At 66.7% G+C, this 11,731-nt stretch carries 15 protein-coding genes; 4 read left to right on the top strand and 11 right to left on the bottom strand.

Annotated features, from left to right (window positions below; all coding sequences use genetic code 11):
• The first annotated feature begins 62 nt into the window (after positions 1–62).
• Together AVHM3334_RS04980 and AVHM3334_RS04975 are read left to right on the top strand one after the other, a co-directional pair.
• Positions 63–1,304 carry a spherulation-specific family 4 protein gene (locus AVHM3334_RS04980; RefSeq protein WP_284410179.1) on the top strand — a complete coding sequence of 414 codons (1,242 nt, stop codon included), beginning with the start codon at positions 63–65 and terminating at the stop codon, positions 1,302–1,304.
• 97 nt (positions 1,305–1,401) lie between these two features.
• On the top strand, positions 1,402–2,604 hold the full coding sequence (locus AVHM3334_RS04975; RefSeq protein WP_284410178.1) for a spherulation-specific family 4 protein: 1,203 nt from the start codon (positions 1,402–1,404) through the stop codon (positions 2,602–2,604).
• Between the two features lie 141 nt (positions 2,605–2,745).
• Here the strand turns inward: AVHM3334_RS04975 and hisA are convergent, their stop codons facing one another.
• Genes hisA through AVHM3334_RS04945 form a run of 6 tightly spaced genes read right to left on the bottom strand, consistent with a single transcriptional unit; the run spans position 2,746 to position 6,729 of the window.
• Positions 2,746–3,492 carry a 1-(5-phosphoribosyl)-5-[(5-phosphoribosylamino)methylideneamino]imidazole-4-carboxamide isomerase gene (hisA, locus tag AVHM3334_RS04970; RefSeq protein ID WP_284410176.1) on the bottom strand — a complete coding sequence of 249 codons (747 nt, stop codon included), beginning with the start codon at positions 3,490–3,492 and terminating at the stop codon, positions 2,746–2,748.
• 58 nt (positions 3,493–3,550) lie between these two features.
• Positions 3,551–4,219, bottom strand: a complete 669-nt coding sequence (gene hisH, locus AVHM3334_RS04965) for an imidazole glycerol phosphate synthase subunit HisH (RefSeq protein ID WP_284410174.1) — start codon at positions 4,217–4,219, stop codon at positions 3,551–3,553.
• Between the two features lie 50 nt (positions 4,220–4,269).
• The gene (gene hisB / locus AVHM3334_RS04960; protein WP_284410172.1) at positions 4,270–4,908 is read right to left on the bottom strand and encodes an imidazoleglycerol-phosphate dehydratase HisB; all 639 of its coding nucleotides are present in this window, start codon (positions 4,906–4,908) and stop codon (positions 4,270–4,272) included.
• Entirely contained in the window at positions 4,905–6,059 is a 1,155-nt protein-coding gene (locus AVHM3334_RS04955) for a pyridoxal phosphate-dependent aminotransferase (protein ID WP_284410170.1), read from the bottom strand. Before AVHM3334_RS04955 ends, hisB begins: the two co-directional genes overlap by 4 nt.
• Complete coding sequence (locus AVHM3334_RS04950) at positions 6,056–6,508, bottom strand: PIN domain-containing protein (RefSeq protein ID WP_284410169.1); 453 nt, start codon at positions 6,506–6,508, stop codon at positions 6,056–6,058. Before AVHM3334_RS04950 ends, AVHM3334_RS04955 begins: the two co-directional genes overlap by 4 nt.
• Entirely contained in the window at positions 6,505–6,729 is a 225-nt protein-coding gene (locus AVHM3334_RS04945) for a CopG family transcriptional regulator (RefSeq protein ID WP_284410167.1), read from the bottom strand. Before AVHM3334_RS04945 ends, AVHM3334_RS04950 begins: the two co-directional genes overlap by 4 nt.
• Positions 6,730–6,919: 190 nt before the next feature.
• Between AVHM3334_RS04945 and AVHM3334_RS04940 the strand changes: the two genes are divergently transcribed.
• Both AVHM3334_RS04940 and AVHM3334_RS04935 read left to right on the top strand, forming a co-directional pair.
• Positions 6,920–7,087, top strand: coding sequence for a hypothetical protein (locus tag AVHM3334_RS04940; RefSeq protein ID WP_284410165.1), 168 nt, complete (start codon positions 6,920–6,922; stop codon positions 7,085–7,087).
• Between the two features lie 15 nt (positions 7,088–7,102).
• Positions 7,103–7,669, top strand: a complete 567-nt coding sequence (locus AVHM3334_RS04935) for a hypothetical protein (RefSeq protein ID WP_284410163.1) — start codon at positions 7,103–7,105, stop codon at positions 7,667–7,669.
• Here AVHM3334_RS04935 and hisD read toward each other — a convergent pair.
• From hisD to AVHM3334_RS04910, 5 genes are all read right to left on the bottom strand, one after another.
• Complete coding sequence (hisD, locus tag AVHM3334_RS04930) at positions 7,659–8,972, bottom strand: histidinol dehydrogenase (RefSeq protein WP_284410161.1); 1,314 nt, start codon at positions 8,970–8,972, stop codon at positions 7,659–7,661. The genes AVHM3334_RS04935 and hisD overlap by 11 nt on opposite strands.
• Positions 8,973–9,117: 145 nt before the next feature.
• The gene (locus AVHM3334_RS04925) at positions 9,118–9,282 is read right to left on the bottom strand and encodes a hypothetical protein (RefSeq protein ID WP_284410159.1); all 165 of its coding nucleotides are present in this window, start codon (positions 9,280–9,282) and stop codon (positions 9,118–9,120) included.
• A 33-nt stretch (positions 9,283–9,315) separates the two neighbouring features.
• Entirely contained in the window at positions 9,316–9,960 is a 645-nt protein-coding gene (gene hisG, locus AVHM3334_RS04920; protein ID WP_502869856.1) for an ATP phosphoribosyltransferase, read from the bottom strand.
• A 61-nt stretch (positions 9,961–10,021) separates the two neighbouring features.
• Complete coding sequence (gene murA / locus AVHM3334_RS04915; RefSeq protein ID WP_284410155.1) at positions 10,022–11,305, bottom strand: UDP-N-acetylglucosamine 1-carboxyvinyltransferase; 1,284 nt, start codon at positions 11,303–11,305, stop codon at positions 10,022–10,024.
• A gap of 95 nt (positions 11,306–11,400) precedes the next feature.
• Positions 11,401–11,643 (bottom strand): BolA family protein, encoded by a 243-nt coding sequence (locus AVHM3334_RS04910; RefSeq protein WP_284410153.1) that lies wholly within the window; start codon positions 11,641–11,643, stop codon positions 11,401–11,403.
• Positions 11,644–11,731 lie beyond the last annotated feature (88 nt).

Here is an 11,731-nt window from a genome sequence, read left to right as displayed (position 1 = left end):
GGGCTCTCGGTGGACAATGGGCCGAACAGCGTTCATCGAAGCCGTTACACAAGGGGGGAGTCATGCCGAAGACGATCCATCGTGCATTGCCGGACCGGACCGTGTTTCACCGGGGGGCACCGGTATTCGCCGGACTGGCGGCGGCGGCGGCGGTGCTGCTCGCCGCCTGCGGCGGCGGAGGAAGCGGCGAGCCGGCCGAAGTGGCGGGGCAGAAGGCCGAGGCCGCGCAAGCCGGCCTGCAGATCGCCTTTGCCGTACCGCTGGACCAGGCCGTGTTCGATCTGGGGGCCAGCGTGCCGGTATCGCTGGCGCTGCAGTCCGGCACCGGCGCCCTGCCCGATGGCCTGGCCGTCGATTTTTCCGCCGCCTCGGGCAGTTTCATTCCACTGGCGGCTTCGCTGCTGGGCGGCGAGGCGGTGACGGCATTCACCCCCACCGCGGCAGGCCGGCAGACGCTGACCGCGTCGGTCGCTTCAGGCACATTGGGCGGCGGCAACGCGGCCACCGCCAGCCGAACGCTGTATGTGCGGCCGGCGCCCGCGCCGATGGAAATCCTGGTGCCCGCCTATTTCTACCCCTCAGCAGGCTCGCCCTGGGATGCACTGGCCGCCGGCACGCAGGCCTATCCGTCGGTGAGCGTCACCGCCATTCTCAATCCGAACAACGGCGTCTTCACCCGCGCCAATCCAGAGTTCACGGCGGCCGCCAGATCCTTCGTGCATTCGGGGGGCAAGCTGCTGGGCTATGTCTATACCGGCTACGGCTCGCGCTCGATCAGCAAGGTCAAGGGCAACATCGACAAGTACCTCAGCCTCTACGGCACGGGGCTCGTGAGCGGCTTCTTCATCGACGAGATGTCTTCGGCACCCGGCCGGCTGGCCTACTACCGGCAACTCTTCGACTACATCAAAAGCAAGGGCGCCACCCTGCGCGTGGTGGGCAACCCGGGCACGGTGCCCGACGCGGCCTACGCCGCGGTGGCCGATACCCTCGTGACCTTCGAGAACCGGCAGGCCAGCTTTGCCGACTACGACCCCCGCGCCACCGGCGGATGGCTCTATCAACTGGCCAACAGCCGCCAGAACGCCCTGGTGCACGACGCAGCCAACTGCGCCGCCATGCAGGCATCGGTGCGGGCCGCTGCCACGGCGCGCATGAACAGCGGCGTGATCTATGTGACGGACGACACCTTCGATCCCGACACCCAGGAGGACAATCCCTGGGACACGCTGCCGGCCTACTGGACACAGTTGCTGGGCACCGTGGATGCCGTGAACCGGGGCGCCACCCTGCCCACTTGCTGACCCGCCGCTGGCACCGACACGCCTGCAAACCGACAATCGCCAAAACGCGCTGCCACCATCCCTCCCGCACTGCACTGCTCCGCCCAAGGAAACCACCATGCAACGCCTTCCCGCTCACACCCCCTCCCGCATCGCCCGAATCTCCCGCTGGTGCGGCTTGTCCCTGGCCGCGCTGCTGGCCGCCTGTGGTGGCGGTGGCGGAGGCGGCGCCAGCGACCCGACGGCGCCGACGACACCGACCACCGTCGCCATCACCCTGACCGCGCCCGAAGCCGAGGCCGTCTTCACAGCCACGGCTGCGCTGTCGGTCACGGCCCGCGTCACGGTGAACGGCGTGGACGCGGCCGACGGCACGGCGGTGAATTTTTCCGCCTCGCCCGGCCCGTTCGCGACCACGGGCACCACCCGCGCAGGCGTGGCGACCGCCACCCTGTCCGGCGCTGCGACCGGCCGCCAGGAGATCAGCGCGACCACCTCCGTGTCCGGCCAGTCGGTCACCGCCACGCGCGTGGTCTACCTGCGCCCCGCCCCGGCAGCGCTGGAGGTGCTGGTGCCGGCGTACTTCCACCCGGCCTCCAGCCAGGGTTGGGCCCTGCTGGCCAGCGGGGCGGCGGCCAACCCGGCCGTCTCGGTGACGGCCATCCTGAACCCCGACAACGGCGTGTTCACCACCGCGGAGACGAGCTACGTCAGCGCCGTCAACGCGTTCGTTTCGGCGGGTGGCAAGGTGGTGGGCTACGTGTACACCGGCTATGGCACGGGTTCACGCTCGCTGGCCAGCATCAAGGCCAACATCGACAACTACATCGCGCTCTTCGGGCGCGGGGCGATCAGCGGCATCTTCCTGGACGAGATGGCCTCCGAAACCACGCGGCTGGACTTCTACCGCGAGATCTACAGCTACATCAAGGCCAAGGACGCAAGCCTGCGCGTGATCGGCAATCCCGGCATGGTGCCGGCCGCGGGCTACGCCGCGGTGGCCGACGTGCTGGTCACCTTCGAAGGCCGCAACGTCACCTATGCCAGCTACGACCCACGAACCACACCCTGGCTGTACACGCTGGCCAACAGCCGCCAAAGCTCGCTGGTGCACAACACCGCGACCTGCGCCGACATGCAGCGGGCCGTGCAGTCGGCGGCATCGAACCGCTACAACGCCGGCCCCATCTACATGACGAACCTCGAGTACGACCCCGTGGCCGATGTCGGCAACCCCTGGGATGCCCTGCCGTCGTACTGGACGGGCCTGCTGCAGACGGTGACGGCGGTGAACCAGGGGCGGGCTCTGCCAGGCTGCTGAATCGACATCGGCCACGCCACGCCAAGGCCCTGGAACGAAAAACGGCTCCCTTTACCGGGAGCCGTAAAACGTTGGCGCTGCGAACTCTTGGCGCTGAAAAGGCGAATCAGCCGGCCAAGCCTACAGCGGCCTTGCCGCGCATCACGCGACGCCGTTCAATTCGTCGGCACGCGTTTGCGCCGCCGTGAAATCCAGATCGCCGGAATAGATCGCGCGGCCGCAGATCACGCCTTCGATGCCTTCGTCCTCCACCGCGCACAGCTGCTCGATGTCGGCCATGTTGGCCAGGCCGCCCGAGGCGATGACCGGAATGGTGAGCGATTGCGCCAGCTTGACGGTGGCTTCGATGTTGATACCCGAGAGCATGCCGTCGCGGCCGATGTCGGTGTAGATGATGGACTCGACGCCCCAGTCCTCGAACTTCTTGGCCAGGTCAACGACCTCATGGCCCGTGAGCTTGCTCCAGCCGTCGGTGGCGACCTTGCCGTCCTTGGCATCCAGGCCGACGATGATGTGCCCGCCGAAAGCGCTGCAGGCGTCTTTCAGGAACCCGGGGTTCTTCACGGCGGCGGTGCCGATGATCACGTAGCGCAGGCCGCCGTCGATGTATTTCTCGATCGTGTCCAGGTCACGGATGCCGCCGCCGAGCTGCACCGGGATGTCGTCGCCGACTTCCTTCAGGATGGACTTGATGGCCGTGTAGTTCTTGGGCGTGCCGGCAAATGCGCCGTTCAGGTCCACGAGGTGCAGCCGGCGCGCCCCGGCGACGACCCATTTGCGCGCCATGGCGGCCGGGTCTTCTCCGAAAGTGGTCGACTGGTCCATATCGCCTTGCTTGAGGCGCACGCAGTGTCCGTCCTTGAGGTCGATGGCGGGGATGAGCAGCATGATGGAAAGGCTAGGAGTTGCCAGGCCGGGCCACAGGACCGGCAGGGGGGTTGATGGATCAGGGATTCCAGTGAAGGAAATTGCGATAGAGCGCCAAGCCGTGCTCCGCGCTCTTTTCCGGATGGAATTGCGTGGCAAAAATATTATCGCGCGCAATGGCTGCTGCAAAGGGGCCGCCGTAATCGGCCTCGCCCGTGCAATGCGCGGCATCCAGCGGACGCGCGTAGAAGCTGTGCACGAAATAGAAGTAGCTCTGGTCCGGCACGCCGGCCCACACCGGGTGCACGGCGGCGCCGTGGCGCATCTGGGCCACGCGGTTCCAGCCCATCTGGGGCACCTTGTAGCGGCTGCCGTCGGGCTGCAGGCGGCCGCCCAGGTCGAACTTGCGCACGTCGCCGTGGATCAGCGACAGGCCCGGCGTGTCGCCTTCGGCGCTGCGATCGAGCAGCATCTGCATGCCCACGCACACGCCGAACATCGGCTTGGCCGCGGCAGCCTCCATCACCGAGGCTTGAAGGCCCGACTCGCGCAGCTCGCGCATGCAGTCGGGCATGGCGCCCTGCCCCGGCAGCACCACCCGCTGCGCAGCGCGCACTTCCTCGGGCTGCGAGGTGACGACCACCGTCCACCCGGTGCCTTCGGCCGCGGCCTGAACGGCCTGCGAAACGGAGCGCAGGTTGCCCATGCCGTAGTCCACGACGGCCACGGTTTTTGCTTCACTTTTCATAGCTGCTTGCGCATATTGGATAAGCGCTGGATGCCAATTTGGCTCAAACCTTAAAGGGACCCTTTGGTGGAGGGGATGACACCGGCCGCGCGGGGGTCGCGCTCCAGCGCGGCGCGCAGCGCGCGGGCGAAAGCCTTGAACACCGTCTCGCACTGGTGGTGGGCATTGATGCCCTTGATGTTGTCGATGTGCAGCGTAACGCCCGCGTGGTTCACGAAGCCCTGGAAAAATTCGTACGTGAGCTGCGTGTCGAACCCGCCGATGCTGCCGGCCGTGAAAGGAATGTGCAGATGCAGGCCCGGGCGGCCCGAGAAATCGACCACGACCCGCGACAGCGCTTCGTCCAGCGGCACATAGGCGTGGCCGTAGCGGCGAATGCCCTTCTTGTCGCCCACGGCCCGCGCGAACGCCTGGCCGAGCGTGATGCCCACGTCTTCCACCGTGTGGTGGCCGTCGATGTGCAGATCGCCCTCGCATTCGATGCGCAGGTCGATCAGGCCGTGGCGCGCGATCTGGTCGAGCATGTGGTCGAAAAAGCCGATGCCCGTGGACAGGCGGGCTTCGCCCGTGCCGTCGAGGTTCACGCGCACATGGATGCGGGTTTCGGCCGTGTTGCGCGACACCTCCGCGATGCGGTCGGCATCGGGGTTGTCGGACGGGACGGAAGGAACGAGTGCAGAAGAGGTCATAGGGAGGCCTGGAGCGCGGCGAGCATCTGGGCGTTGTCGGCCGCGTTGCCGACCGTCAGGCGCAGGCAGTTGGCCAGCAATGGGTGCATTGTAGAAACGTTCTTGACGAGCACCTTGCGGGCTTTCATGCCCTCGAAGGTGCGGGCGGCATCGGCCACGCGCAGCAGCACCATGTTGGCCTCGCTGTCCCAGGCTTTCTCCACGCCGGGCAAGGCGCGCAACGCGGCCAGCAGCGCGGTGCGCTCCTGGCGCAGTTCGGCGGCCTGGGCCGCGAAGACCTCGGCATGTTCGAGCGCGAACAGCGCCGCCTCGCAGTTGAGCACGCTCACGTTGTAGGGCGGACGCACCTTGTCGATCTCGGCCGCCAGCGCAGCCGGGGCGATGAGATAGCCCAGCCGCACGCCGGCCAGGCCGAACTTGCTGAGCGTGCGCATCAGCAGCACGTGCGTGTTGCGGGCGGGCTCGGCCCGCATGCGGTCGATCCAGGTGCGGCTGGCGAAGGGCTGATAGGCCTCGTCCATCACCACGAGGCCGCCCACGGCGCCTGCCGCGTCGATGATGCGCTGCACGGCGCCTTCGTCCCACAGCGTGGCGGTGGGGTTGTTGGGGTAGGCGATGTAGGTGATGGCCGGGCGGTGCCGGGCGATGGCGGCGAGCATCGCGGGCTCGTCGAGTTCGAAGTCCGCCGTCAACGGCACGCCGACGAAATCAAGCCCCTGCAGCTGGGCGCTCAAGGGGTACATGACGAAGCCGGGCATGGGCGCGAGCATGGTGGCGCGCTGGCCCGCGCCGGGCTGGGCGCAGGCAAGCGCCAGCAAGGTGATGAGCTCGTCGGAACCATTGCCAAGCACCATCGCGTGTCCGGCCGGCATGCCGGCATAGGCCGCCAGCGCGGCCTTCAGATCGGCGATGCGGTCGCCGGGATAGCGGTTGAGCGCCAGCGCACCCAGGCGCTCGCCCAGGGCCGACTGCAAGGCCGCCGGCAGACGAAAGGGGTTTTCCATCGCGTCCATCTTCAGCATGCCTGACGAAGGCTGCACGGCATAGGAATGCATGGCGCGCACGTCGGGGCGGATGCGGTCAAGGGCGCCACAAGCCGGCAAGGGGGCGCTGGCAACGGCGGCGGCGGTGGGCGTGGCGGTGCTCGTCATTCGGCGGTGTCCAGTTCGTGCGGGGCGATGAGAAAGGGATTGATGGGGCGCACGGCGTCCATGGGCTGGTCGTGCGGCAGGGCTTCGGTCAGCAGATAGCGGCAGCCTTGCTGGTGCGCGGAAGAGAGGATGAGCGCATCCCAATAGCCCAGGCCGTAGCGGTCCTGCAGGTCCCACGCGCCATCGACGGTGTAGGCATCCAGGTGCGGCGGCTGCCACACGCGAAAGCGCCGCACCTGCGCGCGCACCTGCTGCAGCACGTGCGGCCCGCGAAAGCGCTGGATGGCCTGGTTGTAAAGCTCGTTGAGCACCTGCGAGCTCACGCGCCCGCTGCGCGTCTGCCAGCAAAACGCAAGCCACTCGCGGGCCCGCGCCTGCCGGGCCGGATCGCGGTCGTCCACGCTGCACAGCAGCACTTCGGTATCGACAAAGATGGGTACGGTGCTCATCGCCGGAACAGAATCTCACGAGGCACGTAAGGACCATCGGAAGCGCCCCAGCTCTCGAAGCCCAGCGCCTCGCGCATGGCCTGGGCGTAGGCATCTTCCTGGCGCATCTTTTCGGCCAGCCATTCACCCACCAGTCGCGACACGCTGCTGCCCCGCTTGGCGGCTTCCACACGCACCCATTCGGCGGCTGCGTCGTCCATGGTGATGGTCACGTTCTTCATGGGCGAAATGCTACACGAACTTCGTGGAGCACGAAGCTCGTGCGGAATGAACTAATACGCAGTTTTAGTTACCGAGGCGATTTCAACTCAGTTTGCGACAGCAGCTACAAGCATTTCGCAGAAGGATTTATCAAATTCTCTTACCCAAGAATTCTATGGAGTCAAGAGCAAGGTGATCGCCGCGCTCAAGATGATCCCTGATCAAACGGCCCAGGGCATGTACTACATCAACACTGCTGCGCAATCTTGGCAGGACGAGCTGCGTGACGCCATCGAGCAGAAGAAAGTAGAGGCTGGCCGTGCCATCGACCGAGGCGTGAGAGACTGGCTATGCCGCATCACGTGCGTGCGCTACTGAAAAACCACGACTGCGATGAACGATATCAAGCAAATCCGAAGGCTTCTCGTGTGGGGCATTCCGCTGTACATAGGGCTGATCATTGGCTCCGCTTTGATGGTGGCCTACATCCTCGTTCCCACGGTCGCTGCCATTGCAGTGCAGGCTCCAGCGGTCCGGATTGCACCTGGCGCACAGTTAGCCCCGTTCATCGCACTTTTTTGCCTGCTAGGCATCGTGGTGGGCGTGATGCGAGCAATACCCTGCAGTGACCGCCTCATCAAGAAGTTTGAGTTGGCAGCCAATGCCGCGGTCGTCGCGAGCGGGATTGCTTTGCTGCTGGTCCCCGTTACCTCCGTGGTACAGCGCTTCTACATGCCAAGCCTAGGCTACTCGGTTTGCTCGGAACTGCAGGGCAACCCGACCATGTGGTTCACCGATTGGGTCCGCGACTCAGCTTGGTGCGTCAAGGGCAAAAGCCTGGATTGGGTGAACGACCAGGCTGGCTCGACCACCGGGCGCGTCACTCCGCAGGCCCCGCAGTCAACGCAATACCTCAGGCGCACAAAGAGCGAACGCAGGATGACCCGGGTCAGGACTTGATCCGCATCTCCGCCGCCCGCGCGTGGGCCTGCAGGCCCTCGCCATAGGCCAGTTCGGCGGCGATCTTGCCCAGCGTCTGGGCGCCGGCTTCGCTCACTTCGATCAGGCTGCTGCGCTTTTGAAAGTCGTACACGCCCAGCGGCGATGAGAAGCGGGCCGTGCCGCTGGTGGGCAGCACGTGGTTGGGGCCGGCGCAGTAGTCGCCCAGCGATTCGCTGGTGTAGGCCCCGAGAAAGATCGCTCCGGCGTGGCGCAGCAGCGGCTCCCAGCGGTGCGGGTCACGGCTCGACACTTCCAGATGCTCCGGCGCGATGCGGTTGCTGATGGCGCAGGCCTCTTCCATGTCGCGGGTGAGGATCAGCGCGCCACGGCCGCTGAGGCTCTTGGCGATGATCTCGGCGCGGGGCATGGTGGGCAGCAACTGGTCGATGGCCGCTTGCACCGCGTCGATGTAGGCGGCGTCGGGGCTCAGCAAGATGGACTGCGCCAGTTCGTCGTGTTCGGCCTGGCTGAACAGGTCCATGGCCACCCAGTCGGGCGGCGTGGAGCCATCGGCCAGCACCAGGATTTCGCTCGGGCCCGCGATCATGTCGATGCCCACGGTGCCGAAAACGCGCTTCTTGGCGCTCGCCACATAGGCGTTGCCGGGGCCGGTGATCTTGTCCACCTTCGGCACGGTGGCCGTGCCATAGGCCAGCGCGGCCACGGCCTGTGCGCCGCCCAGGGTGAAGGCGCGGGTCACGCCGGCCACGTGGGCGGCGGCCAGCACCAGCGGGTTTCTCGCCCCTTGCGGCGTGGGCACCACCATGATGATCTCGCCCACGCCGGCCACGTGCGCGGGAATGGCGTTCATCAGCACGCTGGACGGGTATGCGGCCTTGCCGCCGGGCACGTAGATGCCCACGCGGTCGAGCGGCGTGACCTTCTGGCCCAGCAAGGTGCCGTCTTCGTCGCGGTAGCTCCAGCTTTCGCCGCTCGCCCGCTTCTGGGCTTCGTGGTAGCGGCGCACCCGGGCGGCGGCGGCCTCCAGGGCCTCGCGCTGCGCTGCGGGAATGGCGTCGAAGGCGGCTTTCAGTTCGTCCTGCGACAACTCCAGCGCGGCCATGGAATCGACGGCCAGGCCGTCGAAGCGCCGGGTGTATTCCAGCACGGCGTCGTCGCCGCGGGCCTGCACGTCTGCCAGGATGTCGGCCACGCGCTGCTCGATGGCGGCATCGGTCTCTGCGGACCAATGCAGGCGGTCCCGGAAAGCGGTCTCGAAATCGGCGCTATCGGTACGCAAACGAACAGGCATGGCTTTCATGTTTTTTCTGTCTCGATCTCTATGGCGAAAAGGAAGGAAGAACCGCCGGGCTTTACTCGGTCTCTGCCGACACGTCGCCCGTCTTGCGGTTGTACTTGAGCGTGATCTTGTCGAGTTCGCAGAGGTTGAAACCCTCCCGCTCGACTTACGACGAATCGTCGGTGAACACGACCTTGATGTCCTGCACGCAGTGCTTGGTGTCGCCGAACTTGAACTTGCGCGATGCGCCGTTCACCCGTGGGTTGCGGCCCAGGCGGTCGCTGCCCCATTTTTTCTCGACGCAGCCCGGATTCTGACGTCTCTTGGACACGTCGGGGGACCGATCTGGGGGGTGCGGACAACGTCACTGGCCCGAGGGAATGACCGACGCGAACGCATCGATGATGCGGCGCAGCGGCACCTGCTTGAGTTTGAGCGCTGCCTGGTTCACCACCAGGTGCGAGCTGATGTCCATGATCCGCTCCACCTCCACCAGGTGATTGGCCTTGAGCGTGTTGCCGGTGGACACCAGATCGACGATGGCATCGGCCAGCCCGGTCAAAGGCGCCAGTTCCATGCTGCCGTAGAGCTTGATCATGTCCACGTGCACGCCCTTGGTGGCGAAGAAATCGCGTGCGATCGACGTGTACTTGGTCGCCACCTTCAGGCGCGAGCCCTGCTTGACCGCGTGCGCATAGTCGAAGTCGGCGCGAACGGCCACGCTCACGCGGCACTTGGCGATCTGCAAGTCCAGCGGCTGGTACAGCCCATGCGCGCCATGCTCGATGAGCGTGTCCTTGCCCGTCACGCCCAGGTCGGCGCCGCCGTACTGCACGTAGGTCGGCACGTCGGAGGCGCGCACCAGCACCACGCGCACGGCGGGGTCGTTGGTGGGCAGGATCAGCTTGCGCGATTTCTCGGGGTCTTCCAGCACCTCGATGCCGGCGGCCGCCAGCATGGGCAGGGCCTCATCGAAGATGCGGCCCTTGGACAAGGCGAGAGTGATCATGGTCATACGTGTGAAGAAGAGATGAGCCCGGCCGCAAGGCGCCAGCAGGCCGGCAGGCGGCTCATGCCGCCCTTTCGATGTCGGCGCCCAGGCCGCGCAGCTTGGCTTCCATGCAGTCGTAGCCGCGGTCCAGATGGTAGATGCGGTCCACCACGGTCTCGCCATCGGCCACGAGGCCCGCGATGACCAGGCTGGCGGAGGCGCGCAGGTCGGTGGCCATCACCGTGGCGCCCGACAGGCGGGCCGAGGCACTGCCCAGGCCCTCGATCACCGCGACCTTGCCATCGGTCTGGATGCGCGCACCCAGGCGCACCAGTTCGTCAACGTGCATGAAGCGGTTTTCGAAAATCGTTTCGGTGACCGTGGCCGTGCCTTGCGCCACCACGTTCAGCGCCATGAACTGCGCCTGCATGTCGGTGGGAAACCCCGGGTATTCAGTGGTGCGAAAGCCCTGGGCCCGCAGCTGCGCGGCCCCGGCGCTCTTCACGCGGATGCCGTCGGCCTCGGCCTGCACCTGCACGCCGGCTTCGCGCAGCTTCTCGATCACGGCGTCCAGGTGGTCGGCCCGGCCGTGGCGCAGCAACGCCTCGCCGCCGGTGGCCGCCACGGCGCACAGGAACGTGCCGGCCTCGATGCGGTCGGCCACCACGCGGTGCGTGGCGCCGTGCAGCCGCTCCACGCCCTGGATTCGGATGCGGCTGGTGCCGTGGCCTTCGATCTTCGCGCCCATGGCGATCAGCATCTCGGCCAGGTCGGAAATCTCGGGCTCCTGCGCGGCGTTCTCCAGCACCGTCTCGCCCTCGGCCAGCGTGGCGGCCATGAGGAAGTTCTCGGTGCCGGTCACCGTGACCATGTCGGTGGTGATGCGCGCGCCCGTGAGGCGGGTGCGCCCCGCCGGCAGCCTGGCGATCATGTAGCCATGCTCCACGAGGATCTCGGCGCCCATGGCCGTGAGCCCCTTGATGTGCTGGTCCACCGGCCGCGAACCGATGGCGCAGCCGCCCGGCAGCGACACGGTCGCTTCGCCGAAGCGCGCCAGCAGCGGACCGAGTGCGAGCACCGAGGCGCGCATGGTCTTGACCAGCTCGTACGGCGCCTCGGGCGTGGAAAGCGCACTGGCATCGATGCGCACGGTGCCGTCGGCAGACCGCTCGGCCGCCACGCCCATGTTGCGGATCAGCGTGAGCATGGTCGCCACGTCCTGCAGCTGGGGCACGTTCAGCAGCGTGACGGGATCGGCCGTGAGCAGCGCCGCGCACAGTTCGGGCAGGGCGGCGTTCTTGGCGCCGGAAACCAGCACCTCGCCATGCAGCGCGCGGCCGCCGCGAATCAGGAGTTTGTCCATGGCATTGAGCCCGATGTTTCAGTCAAAAGTGCCACCAGCGCAATGAATACGCCGGCATATAGCTATTAAAAAGTGAGCAATGATGCGTGCGAGCGTCAGGCGCCCTGCGCGGCCCACTCGGCCGGCGTGAAGGTCTTCATCGACAGCGCATGCACCTCGTCGGTCTGCATGCGGGTGCCCAGCGTGGCGTACACCCGCTGGTGGCGCTGGATGGCGCGCTTGCCCTCGAACTCGGCCGAGACGATGGTGGCGTACCAATGGCGGCCATCGCCTTCCAGGTCGATGTGGTCGCAGGCCAGGCCAGCGCTGATGAGGTTTTTGAGTTGGTCTGCAGTCATGTCAGTGATCCATTGCGTTGTGCAGGCCCCGCAGCGAAGGCGGCCGGTGCCGCCCCGGCCGTCTCGGCGGGCCCACGGCGGCGGGCCA

Origin of the sequence: Acidovorax sp. SUPP3334 (assembly GCF_030159055.1) — a bacterium.
In the GTDB taxonomy this organism is placed as follows: Bacteria; Pseudomonadota; Gammaproteobacteria; order Burkholderiales; family Burkholderiaceae_C; genus Paracidovorax.
Note: the sequence above shows the minus strand (reverse complement) of the source record. Positions and strands in the feature narration are given on the sequence as shown.

Bases quoted from the DNA above. Each gene is read 5' to 3' on its own strand.
- AVHM3334_RS04945 (WP_284410167.1), bottom strand. From the start codon at position 6,729: ATGAAGAACGTGACCATCACCATGGACGACGCAGCCGCCGAATGGGTG.
- AVHM3334_RS04910 (WP_284410153.1), bottom strand. From the start codon at position 11,643: ATGACTGCAGACCAACTCAAAAACCTCATCAGCGCTGGCCTGGCCTGC.
- AVHM3334_RS04935 (WP_284410163.1), top strand. From the start codon at position 7,103: ATGAACGATATCAAGCAAATCCGAAGGCTTCTCGTGTGGGGCATTCCG.
- hisA (WP_284410176.1), bottom strand. From the start codon at position 3,492: ATGCTGCTCATCCCCGCCATCGACCTCAAGGACGGACACTGCGTGCGC.
- hisD (WP_284410161.1), bottom strand. From the start codon at position 8,972: ATGAAAGCCATGCCTGTTCGTTTGCGTACCGATAGCGCCGATTTCGAG.
- hisB (WP_284410172.1), bottom strand. From the start codon at position 4,908: ATGACCTCTTCTGCACTCGTTCCTTCCGTCCCGTCCGACAACCCCGAT.
- AVHM3334_RS04955 (WP_284410170.1), bottom strand. From the start codon at position 6,059: ATGACGAGCACCGCCACGCCCACCGCCGCCGCCGTTGCCAGCGCCCCC.
- AVHM3334_RS04980 (WP_284410179.1), top strand. From the start codon at position 63: ATGCCGAAGACGATCCATCGTGCATTGCCGGACCGGACCGTGTTTCAC.
- AVHM3334_RS04975 (WP_284410178.1), top strand. From the start codon at position 1,402: ATGCAACGCCTTCCCGCTCACACCCCCTCCCGCATCGCCCGAATCTCC.
- AVHM3334_RS04940 (WP_284410165.1), top strand. From the start codon at position 6,920: ATGATCCCTGATCAAACGGCCCAGGGCATGTACTACATCAACACTGCT.
- murA (WP_284410155.1), bottom strand. From the start codon at position 11,305: ATGGACAAACTCCTGATTCGCGGCGGCCGCGCGCTGCATGGCGAGGTG.
- hisG (WP_502869856.1), bottom strand. From the start codon at position 9,960: ATGATCACTCTCGCCTTGTCCAAGGGCCGCATCTTCGATGAGGCCCTG.
- AVHM3334_RS04950 (WP_284410169.1), bottom strand. From the start codon at position 6,508: ATGAGCACCGTACCCATCTTTGTCGATACCGAAGTGCTGCTGTGCAGC.
- hisH (WP_284410174.1), bottom strand. From the start codon at position 4,219: ATGAAAAGTGAAGCAAAAACCGTGGCCGTCGTGGACTACGGCATGGGC.